The sequence below is a fragment of the Streptomyces griseus subsp. griseus genome (assembly GCF_003610995.1).
In the GTDB taxonomy this organism is placed as follows: Bacteria; Actinomycetota; Actinomycetes; order Streptomycetales; family Streptomycetaceae; genus Streptomyces.
The window spans coordinates 6213502-6228527 of sequence record NZ_CP032543.1 but is presented as its reverse complement, the minus strand read 5'-3'; the positions used below and the strand labels follow the sequence as shown (position 1 = coordinate 6228527).

The following is a 15026-nucleotide window of genomic DNA, read 5'->3' as shown; positions in this document are numbered from 1 at the left end:
GGTGGACGATGGGGTGACGAGGGAGGCACGGAGCGCAGCCGTTCCACGCGTGAGGTGCCGGAGGGAGACGATCGTGGAATCCGTGCCGGTCCGGTGCCCGCTCTGCAACCGGGACCACGCCTATGTCGCACCGGCCTACCCATGCCCGTGCGGAGCGCCGACCGTCCCGCCGCTGGTGCCCGGCGCCCCGGCCGTCCAGGTCACCCGGCGCAGCTGGGACGAGGACTGGGTCACCGTCCGGTGCACCGACTGCGACCGGCGCGACCAGTGGCCCCAGCCGGAGCTCTGCTGCCCGTGCGGGGCCCTGCTGCGGATACCGGTGCGGCCGGTGGACGAGCCCGCGCCGCCGCCCGGCCCGGTCGCCCCGGCACACATCCCGCTGCCGCGCACCGCGGCCCACCCCCGCCCCTCGTTCCGGCCGCGGACGATCCGTACCGGCCATGACGCGGTGAGCGCGGCCGCCCTCTACCTCACCTGGCTCGGCTACCGGGAGGTGGCCCGGCCCCGGGTGCGCACCGCCGGCGGGATCGATCTGCGGGCCACCGGGCTCGTCGCCCAGGTCGACGCCACGACCCGGCCGGTGGAGCTGCGCGCGGTGGAGTGCCTCTGGCTGAACGCCCTGGGTGCCTCGGCGGCCGGGGTGTTCTTCTCGCTCACGGGGTACGAGGCCGAGGCGCGGGCCCGGGCGGACGGTATCGGTCTTCCGCTCTTCGTCATGGACCTCTCCGGGGCTCCGCAGCCGGTGAACAGCCCGGCCGACGAGTTGGTCAGCACCGGCGCCTGAGCACCGGTGACCGGACGGCAGACCCTCCCCGGAGGGGGCGTTTTCGGGCCACCCCATACCGGTGCCCCGCCCGGCGCGGCACACTGAGTGCATGCGTATCCGCTCCGCCAGACGCTCCGATCTCCGCCTTCTCCAGGACATCGAGCGCGCCGCAGGGGAACCCTTCCGCACCCTCGGCATGACCTCCGTGGCCGACGACGATCCGCCCCCTCTCGACCTGCTGGAGAGCTACCGGCGGGCCGGACGGTGCTGGGTGGCCACCGACCCCCTCTCCGCCACCGGTGACCGGCCGCTCGGCTATGTGATCGCCGACCCCGTCGACGGGGCCCTGCACATCGAACAGATCTCGGTGGACCCGGTGGCGGCCCGCCGGGGCATCGGCCGCACCCTGATCGCCCACCTCGCCGGACTCGCCGCCGGACAGGGGCTCACCGCGCTCACCCTGACCACGTTCACCGATGTGCCGTGGAACGCCCCGTACTACACGCGCATCGGCTTCCGGGTGCTGCGCGAGGGCGAGCTCACCGAGGGGCTGCGCAGGATTCGCGGGGAGGAGGCGCAGCACGGTCTGGACCGCTGGCCCCGGGTCTGCATGCGGCGCGACCTCCCGCCCGCGCTGCCGTCGGGGGCGGCACCGGCGTCGACGTCGGTCGCTGTCAGTGGCGCCCCGTAAGCTAAGGGCATGGATTTAACTCCACGTCATACCGCTCAGCCCACCGCCGCGTCCGCCGCCCAGGCGAACGAGGCCATCCGTGCGCTCGTCGACTCCCGGGCGGGCCAGGACTGGTCCGCCATGGAGTCCGCGACGTACGAGGTGCTGCTCATCGAGTGGGCGGCGGCGACCCGGTCGGACGGCTCGGACATCATCGAGGCCGCCTGACCGGGTCACCGGTCCCGCTCATCCGGCGTACGTCTCGCGCAACTCGATCTTGCGGACCTTCCCGCTGACCGTCATCGGGAAGGCGTCCAGGACCCGCAGCCCGCGCGGGATCTTGTAGTGGGCGAGCCGCTCCCGGCAGTACGCGGTGATCTCCTCCAGGCTCGGCGGGTCGGCCGGGTCCCGGGGGATGACACAGGCCAGGATCTCCTCCCCGTACCGCGCGTCCGGCACGCCGACCACCTGGACGTCGGCGATCTTCGGGTGGCCGTGCAGGAACTCCTCGATCTCCCTCGGGTACACGTTCTCGCCGCCCCGGATGATCATGTCCTTGATCCGGCCGACGACCTGCACGTAGCCGTCCTCGCGCATCACCGCGAGGTCCCCGGTGTGCATCCAGCGGCCCGCGTCGATGACTTCGGCGGTGCGTTCGGGCTGGTCCCAGTAGCCGAGCATCACGCTGTAGCCCCGGGTGCAGAGTTCGCCCGCGCCGCCGCGCGGCAGCGTGGTGCCGGTAGCCGGGTCGACGACCTTGACCTCGATGTGCGGCAGCACCCGGCCCACCGTGCCGGTGCGGCGCTCCAGGTCGTCGTCGCGGCGGGTCTGGGTGGAGACGGGCGAGGTCTCCGTCATGCCGTAGCAGATGGACACCTCCTCCATGTGCATCTCGGCGACCACCCGCTTCATCACCTCGGCCGGGCAGGGTGATCCGGCCATGATCCCGGTGCGCAGCGAGGAGAGGTCGTAACGGGGGAAGTCCGGCAGGTTCAGCTCGGCGATGAACATGGTGGGGACGCCGTAGAGCGAGGTGCAGCGCTCCTGCTGGACGGCGGCCAGCACGGCGGCGGGCTCGAAGGACGGCCCCGGGATCACGATGCAGGCGCCGTGCGAGGTGATGGCGAGGTTGCCCATCACCATGCCGAAGCAGTGGTAGAAGGGGACCGGCAGACAGACCCGGTCGGCCTCCGTGTAGGCGATCATCTCCCCCACGAAGTAACCGTTGTTGAGGATGTTGTGGTGGGAGAGGGTGGCGCCCTTGGGGAAGCCGGTGGTGCCCGAGGTGTACTGGATGTTGATGGGGTCGTCGCAGGAGAGCTCGGCCTCACGCGCCGCCAGTTGTGCGGGGGTGACGGCCGGCGCGGTGGCGGTCAGCTCGCTCCAGGACGGGTCGCCGATGTAGTGGACGGCTTGCAGGGAGGGGCAGTTGGCGCGGACCTGGTCGACGAGGGCGCGGTAGTCGCTGGTGCGGTGGGCGAGGGAGGCGACCAGCAGGCGGATGCCGGCCTGGTTCAGGACGAACTCCAGCTCGTGCGCCCGGTAGGCGGGGTTGATGGTGACCATGACGGCCCCGATGCGGGCGGTGGCGTACTGGAGCAGCACCCACTCGGGGCAGTTGACCGCCCAGATGCCGACCCGGTCGCCCTTCTCCACCCCCGCCGCCATCAGGGCGCGGGCCAGTTCGTCGATGTCGGCGCCGAGCTCCGTGTACGTCCAGCGGCGGCCGGAGACCACATCGACCAGGGCCTCCCGGTCCCCGTGGGCGGCGACCGCCCGGTCCAGGTTGCGGCCGATGGTGTCGCCGAGCAGTGCGGTGGTGCCGGTGCCGTGCGCGTAGGAGAGGCCGGTCCTCTCCGCCGGGCCGTTCCGGTAGGTCCGCTCGCTCATTTCAGGTCTCCCTCGTCGAACTCGGTTGCGCCTCCGGTGCCTTGGGCGGTGCGTTCGCGCAGTTCGATGCGGCGGATCTTGCCGGAGACGGTCTTGGGCAGTTCGGCGAACTCCAGCCTGCGCAGGCGTTTGTAGGGGGCGAGGACCGCCCGCGAGTGCTCGAAGAGGGCCTTCGCGGTCTCCGGTCCCGGCTCCCAGCCCTCCGCCAGCACGACATACGCCTTCGGGACGGAGAGCCGCAGCGGGTCGGGCGCGGGCACGACGGCGGCCTCGGCGACCGCTTCGTGTTCCAGGAGGGCGCTCTCCAGCTCGAAGGGCGAGATCTTGTAGTCCGACGACTTGAAGACGTCGTCACTGCGCCCCACGTAGGTGATGTAGCCGTCCTCGTCGCGCGCCCCGATGTCGCCCGTGCGGTAGTAGCCGCCCGCCATCGCCTCGGCCGTGCGCTCGGGGTCGCCGTGGTAGCCGGTCATCAGGCCCACGGGGTGGTCGGCGAGGTCGAGGGAGATCTCGCCCTCGCTCGCCCCCGGCCGGCCCGTGACCGGGTCCAGCAGGACGACGGTGAAGCCGGGGCTCGGGCGTCCCATGGAGCCGGACTTGAGGAGCTGGCCGGGGGTGTTGGCGACCTGGACGGCGGTCTCCGTCTGGCCGAAGCCGTCCCGGATGGTGACGCCCCACTCCCGCCGGACCGTCTCGATGACCTCCGGGTTCAGCGGCTCCCCCGCCGCGACGACCTCGCGCGGCGGGACCTTCAGCTGCGACAGGTCGGCCTGGATGAGCATCCGCCAGACCGTGGGCGGGGCGCAGAAGCTGGTGATGCCCGAGCGGTCCATCTCGGCCATCAGCCGGGAGGCGTCGAAGCGGGTGTAGTTGAAGATGAAGACGGTGGCCTCGGCGGTCCACGGGGCGAAGAGATTGGACCAGGCGTGCTTGGCCCAGCCGGGCGAGGAGATGTTGAGGTGGACGTCGCCGGGGCGCAGCCCGATCCAGTACATCGTCGACAGGTGGCCGACGGGGTAGGACACATGGGTGTGCTCGACCAGCTTCGGCCGGGCGGTGGTGCCGGAGGTGAAGTAGAGCATCAGCGGCTCGTCGGCGTCCGTCTCCCGGTCGGGCGTGAAGCCGGCCGGGGCGTCGGCCACTTCGGCGTACGGCCGCCAGCCCGCCACCTCCTCGCCCACCGCGATCCTGGTGTACGAGCCCGGCACCTCGTCGAACTTCCCGGTGTCCGCGTCCCGTACCAGCACATGGCGCACCCGCCCGCGCTCCACCCGGTCGCGCAGGTCGGCGGGGCCGAGCAGCGGGGTGGCCGGGATGATGACGGCGCGCAGCTTCATCGCGGCGAGCGCGGTCTCCCAGAGCTCCACCTGGTTGCCGAGCATGACGAGGATGCGGTCGCCCTCCCGTACGCCCTGCTTCTTCAGCCAGTTGGCGGCCCGGTCGGAGCGCTCGGACATGGCGGCGAAGGAGACCTCGGTACGCCGGCCGTCCTCCTCCACGATGTGCAGGGCGGTGCGGTCGTTGTCCTCGGCGATGACGTCGAACCAGTCCAGCGCCCAGTTGAAGTGGGCGGCCCGGGGCCAGCGGAATCCGGCGTAGGCACGCTCGTACTCCTCGCGGTGCTCCAGCAGGAAGTCCCGGGCGGCCCGGAACGTCTCCGTCGCACTCGATGCCGGCATGTGCCCTCCTCGTCGCGGACCGGACAGGTCGCTTAACATGATGTAAACAGTGACCCAGGTCTCACCACCCCCGGATGGGGGTGGTCCGCTCCCCCGGACGGGGGCCGGCGCGACCGGGTGGGAAGGCGTCGGAGTGCCCGAACCGGTCGATGCGGTCGAGATGCGGACGGCGCTGGCGGGGCTGCGCCGCACGAGCGGGCTGCCGGTGGCGTTCGGCGGCCTGTTGTCGGACGCCCGCCACGCGCGGATCGCCGAGCTGAGCGGGGCGCAGACCAGCGCGCTGCGGGGGCTCGTCATCTCGGCCGGGAGCGGCCTCGGCGGCAAGGCCATCGCGCTCGCCCGGCCCTGCGCGGTGACGGACTACCCCGCCTCGCGCCACATCAGCCATGAGTACGACCCGGCGGTGGCGGCGGAGGGGCTGCGCTCGGTGGTCGCGGTGCCCGTCGTCGTGCGGCGGACGGTGCGGGGCGTGCTGTACGGGGCGCTGCGTACGCCGGTGAGCCTCGGGGACCGGACGTTCGACGCGGCGGTGGCGGCTGCCCGTGACGTGGAGCAGGCGCTCGCGGTCCGCGACGAGGTCCGGGAGCTGCTGGCCGTGACCCGGGAGCAGGTGGCGGCCGGTCCGGGTGCGGCCCCGGGTGCGTGGGAGGACGTACGCGAGGCCCATCGGGAGCTGCGCGCGCTGGTGCCGAGGGTGGTGGACCCGGCGCTCCGGGAGGAGTTGCTGGCCGTGTGCGGGCGCCTCGCCTCGGCGTCCGGGGCGCGGGCCCCGGCACCGGCCATGGAGGTGCGGCTCGCCCCGCGCGAGGTGGACGTCATGGCGTGTGTGGCGGCGGGCGCGACGAACGCGGCGGCCGCCCGTCAGCTGGGGCTGCGCCCCGAAACGGTGAAGGGGTATCTGCGTTCGGCCATGCGCAAGCTGGGGGCGCACACCAGGCTGGAGGCGGTGGTGGCGGCGCGGCGGGCGGGGCTGCTGCCCTAGAACCGCGGGCCGTCACTTCCCGAAGTCCAGGAACGTGCCGAACCGTACGTCGTACGAGGTCGCGTCCGTCAGCACCGACAGCATCCCCAGCGCCTCCTCGGTGATCCCCTCCCGCTCGCCCCGCCGCAGGGTCCGCAGCGGCTGCACGGTCAGGAGCGCCGCGTCCCCGTCCCTCCCGACCCGCCAGATCGCCTCGAAGAACCCGTCGACCAGGACGGTCCCGTACGACTGGTTGCCCACCCCGTTGCGGCCCTTGTCCACCTCCGCGATCACGCGCGAGCGGTCGTCGTGGCCGAGGAGCACATTGTCGAACTCGGGCAGGAAGCGCGGCGGGGCGGGGGTGTCCGGGTCGGGGCGCGGGGCGTCGGGGAGGTCGAAGAGCTCGGTACCGTTCTCGTCGCGGAAGGTGCGGAGCTGGGGCCGCAGCCGGTCGAAGACCTCGCGCAGCCGGGTCAGCCCCGCCCAGCGCTGCATGTCCTTGACCGAGGCGGGGCCGAAGGCGGCGAGGTAGCGCAGGACGGTGGCGTCCGGCGCCGGGACCGGCGCGGAGGGCCGGCCGAGCCAGTGCTCCGCCGTGGTCAGCGCGACCTGCCCGCTCCGCTCCCACAGCCCGCGCGGAGTGACCTGGACCAGCGGCAGCAGACAGCGGGCGGCCACGGTGAGCGCGAGCGGGTCGGCCTCGGGCCAGTGGCCGAGCAGCTCCTCGCGCAGCTCCTTGACCGGGCGGGGGCGCTCCTCCACCAGCTCCCTGCTGACAGCGGCGAGCCGGTCGAGATCCACCCCGGCCAGCCCGCGCCGGAACGCCTTCAGCTCCCGGTCGCGCGCAGCCTGCACCAGCGGACGCAGGGTCAGGGCGTCGTCCGCCGTATGGGTGTGGAGGGTGGAGCGGAGGGTGACGATCCGGACCACGTCACGCGACTCCATGAGCGCGGACAGCTCGCCCGGGTCGAACCCGGCCAGCCGTGCGTGGAGCTGGAAGTACGGCGGTCTGGTGTTCTGCGCCTGGAGCCCGACGAGATGGGCGACCGCGTCCTTGGCGGACATCGTGGAGCGGCGCAGCAGGAGCTGGCGGTCCAGGGTCGCCCGGTTGAGCGCCCGGGTGGAGAGGACGGCGGGGTGCGTCGTCGCGGCCATGGTCCGTACGGTAGCGGCGCTCGCGGACAGGTACGGTCCGCGGAGCCGGGCCGTACGGCGGTTACGCCCACCGGCCCCACGCCCCGCGCGCCCCTCCCCCGCCCCACCCCATGATGAACCGGTGATCAGTGTCCTCTTCGCCGTCCTGACCGCCCTGAGCAACGGCTCCGCCTCGGTGCTCCAGCGCCGGGCGGCGATGAAGGTGCCCGACGGCAAGGCCATGCGCCTCTCCCTCCTGGGCCATCTGGTGCGTCAGAAGGGGTGGCTGGCCGGAATCCTCCTGGTGATCGTGGCCGCCGTCTGCCAGGCGGTGGCGCTGGCAACCGGGCCGATCTCGGTGGTCCAGCCGATCTTCGTCATCGAACTGCCCGCGACGCTGCTGCTGGCCGGCTGGATGATGCGGGTCCGGGCGCCGCGCTCGGTCCGGTACGGCATCGCCGCGGTGACCGTCGGCCTCGCCGTCGGGCTCGCGTCGGCCGCGCCGACCGGCGGCAGTGACGCCGTGCGGGGTGCGGACTGGGTCCCGACGCTGCTGCTGACCGGAGCGTTCGAGGCGGGGCTGATCGTCGCCGCGCTGCGACTGCGCGGCAACGCCCGGGCCGCCCTGCTGGGGCTGGCCGCCGCCTGCGGGTACGCGCTGACGGCGGCGCTGATGAAGGACGCGATGGCGCACCTGGGCCCGGGCGGCGGGGCCGTCGCGCTGCTGACGTCCTGGCAGCTCTACGCGACGGCGGCGGCCGGGGTCGGTGCCCTCTTCCTGCTCCAGAACGCCCTCCAGGCGGGCAGCCTGGTGGCGGTCCAGCCGATGCTGACGATCGGTGACGCGCTGATCAGCATCCTGTACGGCGTGACGCTCTTCGGGGAGCAGCTGCGCACCGGGTGGTGGCTGCTGCCCGAGCTGGCCGGGCTGGGGCTGATCGGTGCCGGCTGTGTGGTGCTGGCCCGCTCGTCCCTGGCCACCGACACGCTCGGCCCGCGACCGTCCCCGCCCCGGGTGCGGTGAGCGGGCCGCAGGTCACACCTGGCCGGCCGGGGTGACCCGCTCGTCCTCCCGTACGGGTCCCGGCGGGGTGCCGTCGCCGAACGGGCGGCCGCCGAGCTGTTCGCGGTGGTGCGGGGTGGTCCAGCCGGAGAGGTCGGGGCCGAGGGGGACGATGCCGGTCGGGTTGATGCCCGTGTGCACCTGGTAGTAGTGGCGCTTGATGTGGTCGAAGTCGACCGTGTCCCCGAAGCCGGGCGTCTGGTAGAGGTCGCGGACGTACGCCCACAGGACGGGGTCCTCGGTGATCTTCGTACGGTTGCACTTGAAGTGGCCGTGGTAGACCGCGTCGAAGCGGACCAGGGTGGTGAAGAGGCGGATGTCGGCCTCGGTGATGGTGTCGCCGACCAGGTAGCGGCGGTCCGTCAGCCGGGCGGAGACCTGGTCGAGGCGGGCGAAGAGGGCCTCGTAGGCCTTCGCGTAGTCCTCCTGGGTGCTGGCGAAACCGGCTTTGTAGACACCGTTGTTGATGTCCCGGTAGATGCCCTCCATGACCTCGTCGATCTCCGCGCGCAGCGGTTCCGGGTAGAGGTCGGGGGCGCCGGGGCGGTGCAGGGCGGTCCACTCGGTGGCGAGGTCCAGGGTGATCTGCTGGTAGTCGTTGGTGACCAGCCGCCCGCTCGGTACGTCGACGATCGCGGGCACACTGACGCCGCCGGGGTAGTCGCGCTCCCGGGCGTCGTACGCCTCGCTCAGATAGCGGATGCCGAGCACCGGGTCCTTGCCGCCGGGGTCCAGGGTGAAGCGCCAGCTGCGGTCGTCCTGGATGGGGTCGGTGACGGCGAGGGGCAGGGCGTCCTCCAGGCCGAGGAGGCGCCGGGAGACCAGGGCGCGGCTGGCCCAGGGGCAGGCGCGGCTGACGACGAGCCGGTAGCGGCCCGCCTCGACGGGCCAGCCGTCCCGGCCGTCGGCGGTGATGCGGTCGGCGAAGTGGCTGCGGGACCGCTTGAACGGCTTGTGGCCGTAGGAGGTGTTGCCGTCGCTCCCGGCGCTGTCCGCTGATGTGTCGCTCATGCCGCGCTCCTCGGTGGGTCGGTGGACTTGCTCTCTGCACGTCGTCTGCCCCGCCGGTCGGCTCCGACGTCGGCCAGCGCCACGATCAGTGCGGCCAGCACGAAGGCGACCGAGACGATCAGCCCGTGGTCGTAGGCGTCCGCCCAGCCCTCGGGGCCGACCTGGGCGAAGAACACCGCGCCCACGGCGGCGATCCCGATCGCCGAGCCGACCCGCTGACCGGTCTGGAGGGTGCCCCCGGCGCTCCCGGCCCGGGGTACGGGGACCTCGGCGAGGGTCAGCGTCTGGTTCGGGGCGATCACCAGACCGCTGCCGAGCCCGGCGAGGAGCAGCGGCGCGGCCATCGCCCAGCCCGCGCCGCTGCCGGGGACCAGGTGGACGGCGAGCGCGGTGCCCGCGAGGCCGAGGGCGACCATCGTGAGTCCGGCCGCCACCAGCGGGCGGCCGAAGCGCCCGACGAGCCGGCCGCCGATCGACGCGGCGGCCCCCGAACCGAGGGCGAAGGGGGTGATGGCGAGTCCGGCCTGGAGGGCGGAGTAGTGGAGGCCGGACTGGAGGTAGAGGGTCGTGATGAAGAAGATCGAGGTGAACCCGGCGAAGTAGAGCAGGATCAGCAGGCACCCCAGCCAGTAGGAGCGCAGCCGGAACAGTGCGAGGTCCAGCACCGGGTGGGTGGGCCCGCCCGTGCACCGCGCTTCCCAGGCGACGAAGGCGCCGAGCAGCGCGGCGGCGAGCACGACCAGGAGCCACTTGCCGTTGCCGGGCCACTGCTGGGCCTGGACGAACGGCAGCAGCAGGGCCAGGACACCGGCGCCCAGGAGCAGGACGCCGACCGGGTCCAGGTCGCGGGGGCGGACCCGGCCGGCGGAGGGGGTGTCGGGGAGGAGGCGGCGGGCCAGCAGGAGGCAGACGACACCGAGCGGGAGGTTGACGTAGAAGACCCAGCGCCAGCCGTGGTCGGGGCCCGCCGCCTGGATGAGCAGACCACCGAGCAGCGGGCCCACGGCGGTGGAGATCCCGACGACCGTGCCGAACATACCGAAGGCGCGTCCGCGCTCGCGCCCGGAGAACATCTGCTGGATCAGCGCGGAGATCTGCGGCGAGATCAGACCACCCGCGATGCCCTGGACCAGTCGGGCGATGACCAGCCACATGCTGGACTGGGCGGCTCCGCAGGCGGCGGAGGCCAGGGTGAACAGGGCGAGGCCCGCCATGAAGACGGCCCGCCTGCCGCGCGCGTCGCCCAGGCGCCCGGCGGGGATCAGGAAGAGGCCGAAGGCGAGGGCGTAGCCGGAGAGCACCCATTGGAGGTCGGACTCCGGGGTGTTCAGTCCCTCCTTGATGGAGGGGAGGGCCACGTTGACGATGGAGACGTCCAGCAGGGTCATGAACCCCGCCACCAGGCAGACCGCCAGTGCCTTCCAGCGTCGGGGGTCCGGTTCGCCGCCGGGGGCGGCGCCGCGTCCGGCCGGGCCGCTTCGCGCCGCGCTCTCTGCCATGGTTCGCACCTTAGGCCGGGCCGGGGATTTCCTCATCCGGACGTCCGGGGTGCGGCGTGTCCGGGACGGCCGGGGGTACCAGTTCCCCCATGACTGTGGAGAAAACGAGCGTTCTCGTCCTCGACTGTGCCGAACCGATGGAGCTGGCCGAGTTCTACGCCGGTCTGCTGGATGCGGAGATACGGATCGGCTCCGACCCCGACTTCGTGGAGATCGTCGGCAACGACGGCGTCCGGCTGGCGATCCGCCGGGACCACGGCTACGCACCTCCGAGCTGGCCCCGGCCGGAGGACTCCCAACAGGCCCACCTGCGGATTCTGGTGAGCCGCGACGACATCGACGAGGCCGAACGCGAAGCGGTCTCCCTCGGGGCCCGGCCCGTCGACACCGGTGACAGCAACAGCGGTCCGCGCGATGTCCGCGTGTACGGGGATCCGGCGGGCCACTCGTTCTCGCTCGCGGTGTACCCACTGCCGCAGGACTGAGGGGCGGCCGGGGGCCGGCGGCAACAGGCAGGGAGCAAGGGGCTCTTCGGGGCCCCTTCACTCCTGCGCCCAATAGACAGGAAAGTTTCCCAACACTGTTGACGCGAATTGGAAGGAAGCTTTACTTTCAGTCCTGCCGCCATGGCGTCTCCCCCCCCATCCGAAGGGAGCACCACCATGTACCAGCGCCCCACTCCCCCCACCGAGCCCGCCCCCACGGCCGGCCGGCGCAGATTCACCCGGAAGGCCCTGCTCGCCGCCTCGGCGCTCGGCGTGGTCACCGCACTCCTGGCCCCCGTCCGCGCCGGGGCCGCCCCCGCCCCGGCCCCCGCCGCCGCCCCCACGGCAGCGACACCGCTCGCCGCCAACGGCCAGCTCAAGGTCTGCGGCCGGCAGCTCTGCAACGCCTCGGGCCAGGCCGTCGCCCTCAACGGCATGAGCACCCACGGCACCCAGTGGTACGCCCAGTGCGTCACCGACGGGTCGCTCAACGCCCTGGCCAACGACTGGCGCGCCGACGTGCTGCGCGTCTCCACCTACGTACAGGAGGGCGGGTACGAGACCGACCCGGCCGGGTTCACCGCCCGGGCGCAGAAGTTCATCGACGCGGCGCACGCGCGCGGCATGTACGCGGTCATCGACTGGCACATGCTCACCCCGGGCGACCCGAACGCGAACCTCGCGCGGGCCAAGACCTTCTTCACCGCGATGGCGAAGAAGTACAAGGACCACCCGGGCGTGCTCTACGAGATCGCCAACGAGCCCTCGGGGGTGAGCTGGTCGGCCATCAAGTCCTACTCCGAGCAGATCATCCCGGTCATCCGGGCGCAGGACCCCGACGCGGTGGTCCTGGTCGGGACGCGCGCCTGGTCCTCGTTCGGGGTCTCGGAGGGCTCCAACGAGTCCGAGGTGGTGAACAACCCGGTCCGCGCCTCGAACATCATGTACACCTTCCACTTCTACGCGGCGTCGCACCGCGAGGAGTACCTCAACACCCTGGACCGGGCCTCGGACAAACTCCCCGTCTTCGTCACGGAGTTCGGCACACAGAACTACGCGGGCGAGGGCGCCAACGACTTCACGATGTCGCAGCGCTACCTCGACCTGATGAAGCGCAAGAAGATCTCCTGGACCAACTGGAACTACTCCGACGACCACCGCTCCGGTGCCGTCTTCAAGACCGGCACCTGCAACGGCTCCAACTGGACCGGGACCGGGGTGCTCAAGGAGGCCGGGGTCTGGATCCGCGAGCGCATCCGCCAGTGAGCCGGGCCCGCCCCGTCCGCCGCCGATAGGGCGGGGCGGCCCTTCCGTACCGCGTCCGGTGCGGTGCACTCCCCCACCGCGCCGCACCGGGCGCTCATGCACACGATGCGGGGAATTAACCTCCAACGCCTTGTCATGTCCCATCTACGCGCATAGCTTTTGGCCCTCAGACCTACGTTGGGGGCACCTCCGTGCAGATATCCAGATCCGGTTCCGTCCTGCTGACGGGCGCCGTCGCCGTCACGCTCGCGGTGACGGCCCTGCCCGCCGCCCAGGCGGCCCCGTCCACCACCGCGGTGATATCCGAGGTGTACGGCGGCGGGGGCAACTCCGGCGCCACGCTGACCCGGGACTTCGTGGAGCTGGCCAACGCCGGCTCCACCCCGTTCGAGGTCGGCGGCTTCAGCGTGCAGTACCTGCCGGGCGCTCCGTCGGCCGGTTCGCAGTGGCAGGTATCCGCGCTCACCGGTGCGATCGCCCCCGGCGGCCGCTATCTGATCGCCCAGGCCGCGGGCACCGGCGGCACCGTCGCCCTGCCCACCCCGGACGCCACCGGATCCATCGCCATGGCCGCCGGGAGCGGCACCGTGGCACTGGTCTCCGGCACCACGCCGCTCACCTGCAGGACGGCCGCGGAGTGCGCCGCCGAGCCCCGGACGTTGACCTGGTCGGCTACGGCTCCGCCGTCGTACGGGAGGGTAGCGGCCCGGCCCCCACCCCCTCGGCCACCGCGTCCGTCCACCGGTCCGCCTCGCTCGCCGACACCGACGACAACGCGGCCGACTTCTCCACCGCTGCACCGACCCCCGTCAACACGGCGGGTGAGACGTCGGGCGGCGGTCAGGGGCCGGAGGAGCCCGGCCCGACCGAGCCCGGCACCGTCCGCATCCACGACATCCAGGGCACCACCCGCGTCTCCCCGCTGGACGGCACGGCGGTCACCGGAGTGCCGGGTGTCGTCACCGGCGTACGGACCACGGGTTCGCGCGGCTTCTGGATCCAGGACACCGCGCCCGACGACGACCCGCGCACCAGCGAGGGCCTGTTCGTCTACACCGGCTCCGCCGCACCCACCGTGAAGGCCGGGGACTCCGTGCTGGTCAGCGGCAAGGTGGGCGAGTACTACCCGGGCACCGGCACCCAGTCGGTCACCCAGATCACCGCGCCCCGCACCACCGTGCTCTCCTCCGGCAACGCGCTGCCCGCGCCGGTCGTCCTCGACGCGCGCTCGGTGCCCGGCCGCTACGTGCCCTCGGCGGGCGGCGGCTCCATCGACGCGCTGCCCCTGGAGCCGAAGCGCTACGCCCTGGACCTGTACGAGTCGCTGGAGGGCGTCCGCGTCCAGATCGCCGACACCCGCGTGACCGGGGCGACGACGGCGTACGACGAGATCTGGGTGACGGTCAAGCCGAAGGAGAACCCCACCCGGCGCGGCGGCACGCTCTACGCCTCGTACGAGGACCAGAACACCGGCCGCCTGAAGGTGATGTCGCTGGACCCGGCGCAGCCGGTCCCCACCGCCGACGTGGGTGACGTGATCAAGGGCCGCACCACCGGTGTGCTCGACTACGCCTCCTACGGCGGCTACAACCTCCAGGCCACCGAACTGGGCACGCACGTCGACAAGAAGCTGCGGCGCGAGGTGACCCGCAAGCAGAAGAAGGACGAGCTGGCCATCGCCACGTACAACGTGGAGAACCTGGACGCACTCGACCCGCAGGACAAGTTCGACACGCTGGCCGAGGGCATCGCGAAGAACCTCTCCTCCCCCGACATCGTCTCGCTGGAGGAGATCCAGGACGACAACGGGCCGGTCAACGACGGCACGGTGGGCTCCGAGGCGACGCTGAAGCGGTTCACGGACGCGATCGTCGCCCAGGGCGGCCCGCGCTACGCCTGGCGCTACATCGCCCCCGAGAACAACAAGGACGGCGGCGAGCCAGGCGGCAACATCCGCAACGTCTTCCTCTACAACGCCCAGCGGGTCTCCTTCGCCGACCGGCCGGGCGGCGACGCCACCACGCCGGTCGAGGCGGTGAAGACCTGGAAGGGCGCCAGGCTCTCCGTCTCGCCCGGGCGGATCAACCCGGCGAGCCCGGCGTGGGATTCCAGCCGCAAGCCGCTGGTGGGCGAGTTCACCTTCCGGGGCAAGCCGGTCTTCGTCATCGGCAACCACTTCGGCTCCAAGGGCGGCGACCAGCCGCTGCACGGCCGCTTCCAGGAGCCGAACCGCTCCTCGGAGGCCAAGCGGATCCAGCAGGCCACCGAGGTGAACGCCTTCGTCACCTCGCTGCTGAAGGCGGACAAGTCGGCGCAGGTGGTGGCTCTCGGAGACTTCAACGACTTCGAGTTCTCCCCGACGTTCACGGCGCTGACCAAGGGCAGGGTGCTGAAGCCGCTGATCACGACGCTGCCCGCCTCGGAGCGGTACAGCTACGTCTTCGACGGTAACGCGCAGACCCTGGACCACATCCTGACGAGCCCGGCGATCCGGCGCTTCGACTACGACGTGGTGCACATCAACGCGGAGTTCGCCGACCAGGCGAGCGACCACGACCCGCAGGTGGTGCGGGTGAGGACCGGCGGCTTCTGGTTCTGAGGC

Annotated in this window: 12 protein-coding genes and 1 pseudogene; 8 read left to right on the top strand and 5 right to left on the bottom strand. The window is 72.2% G+C overall.

Translation table 11 applies throughout. The features are described from left to right. The first annotated feature begins 73 nt into the window (after positions 1-73). From D6270_RS27955 to D6270_RS27945, 3 genes are all read left to right on the top strand, one after another. On the top strand, positions 74-784 hold the full coding sequence (locus tag D6270_RS27955) for a hypothetical protein (protein ID WP_109162926.1): 711 nt from the start codon (positions 74-76) through the stop codon (positions 782-784). Positions 785-875: 91 nt separating this feature from the next. After that, positions 876-1457 carry a GNAT family N-acetyltransferase gene (locus tag D6270_RS27950; protein WP_109162927.1) on the top strand — a complete coding sequence of 194 codons (582 nt, stop codon included), beginning with the start codon at positions 876-878 and terminating at the stop codon, positions 1455-1457. Positions 1458-1466: 9 nt separating this feature from the next. Then, the gene (locus D6270_RS27945) at positions 1467-1664 is read left to right on the top strand and encodes a hypothetical protein (protein WP_109162928.1); all 198 of its coding nucleotides are present in this window, start codon (positions 1467-1469) and stop codon (positions 1662-1664) included. Between the two features lie 18 nt (positions 1665-1682). On the opposite strand, the gene D6270_RS27940 is transcribed toward D6270_RS27945, so the two are convergent. Continuing rightward, positions 1683-3326 carry an AMP-binding protein gene (locus tag D6270_RS27940; RefSeq protein WP_109162929.1) on the bottom strand — a complete coding sequence of 548 codons (1644 nt, stop codon included), beginning with the start codon at positions 3324-3326 and terminating at the stop codon, positions 1683-1685. Then, the gene (locus tag D6270_RS27935) at positions 3323-5005 is read right to left on the bottom strand and encodes an AMP-binding protein (protein ID WP_109162930.1); all 1683 of its coding nucleotides are present in this window, start codon (positions 5003-5005) and stop codon (positions 3323-3325) included. Before D6270_RS27935 ends, D6270_RS27940 begins: the two co-directional genes overlap by 4 nt. Before the next feature lie 133 nt (positions 5006-5138). On the opposite strand from D6270_RS27935, the gene D6270_RS27930 reads away from it, so the two are divergent. Next, a complete protein-coding gene (locus D6270_RS27930; protein WP_109162931.1) occupies positions 5139-5987 on the top strand; it encodes a helix-turn-helix transcriptional regulator in 849 nt (282 codons plus the stop codon). 12 nt (positions 5988-5999) lie between these two features. On the opposite strand, the gene D6270_RS27925 is transcribed toward D6270_RS27930, so the two are convergent. After that, the gene (locus D6270_RS27925; protein WP_109162932.1) at positions 6000-7121 is read right to left on the bottom strand and encodes a winged helix DNA-binding domain-containing protein; all 1122 of its coding nucleotides are present in this window, start codon (positions 7119-7121) and stop codon (positions 6000-6002) included. Positions 7122-7242: 121 nt separating this feature from the next. On the opposite strand from D6270_RS27925, the gene D6270_RS27920 reads away from it, so the two are divergent. Beyond that, a complete protein-coding gene (locus D6270_RS27920) occupies positions 7243-8124 on the top strand; it encodes a DMT family transporter (RefSeq protein WP_109162933.1) in 882 nt (293 codons plus the stop codon). 12 nt (positions 8125-8136) lie between these two features. On the opposite strand, the gene D6270_RS27915 is transcribed toward D6270_RS27920, so the two are convergent. Then, positions 8137-9174 (bottom strand): glutathione S-transferase family protein, encoded by a 1038-nt coding sequence (locus tag D6270_RS27915; protein WP_109162934.1) that lies wholly within the window; start codon positions 9172-9174, stop codon positions 8137-8139. Beyond that, on the bottom strand, positions 9171-10673 hold the full coding sequence (locus D6270_RS27910; protein WP_109162935.1) for an MFS transporter: 1503 nt from the start codon (positions 10671-10673) through the stop codon (positions 9171-9173). The genes D6270_RS27915 and D6270_RS27910 overlap by 4 nt, the downstream gene beginning before the upstream one ends. A gap of 89 nt (positions 10674-10762) precedes the next feature. Between D6270_RS27910 and D6270_RS27905 the strand changes: the two genes are divergently transcribed. The 3 genes and pseudogenes from D6270_RS27905 to D6270_RS27895 all read left to right on the top strand — a co-directional run bounded on the left by D6270_RS27905 (position 10763) and on the right by D6270_RS27895 (position 15023). Beyond that, complete coding sequence (locus tag D6270_RS27905) at positions 10763-11158, top strand: VOC family protein (RefSeq protein WP_109162936.1); 396 nt, start codon at positions 10763-10765, stop codon at positions 11156-11158. Positions 11159-11335: 177 nt separating this feature from the next. Beyond that, on the top strand, positions 11336-12424 hold the full coding sequence (locus D6270_RS27900; protein ID WP_109162937.1) for a glycoside hydrolase family 5 protein: 1089 nt from the start codon (positions 11336-11338) through the stop codon (positions 12422-12424). Positions 12425-12615: 191 nt separating this feature from the next. Beyond that, positions 12616-15023 (top strand): annotated as a pseudogene (locus tag D6270_RS27895) (endonuclease/exonuclease/phosphatase family protein). Positions 15024-15026 lie beyond the last annotated feature (3 nt).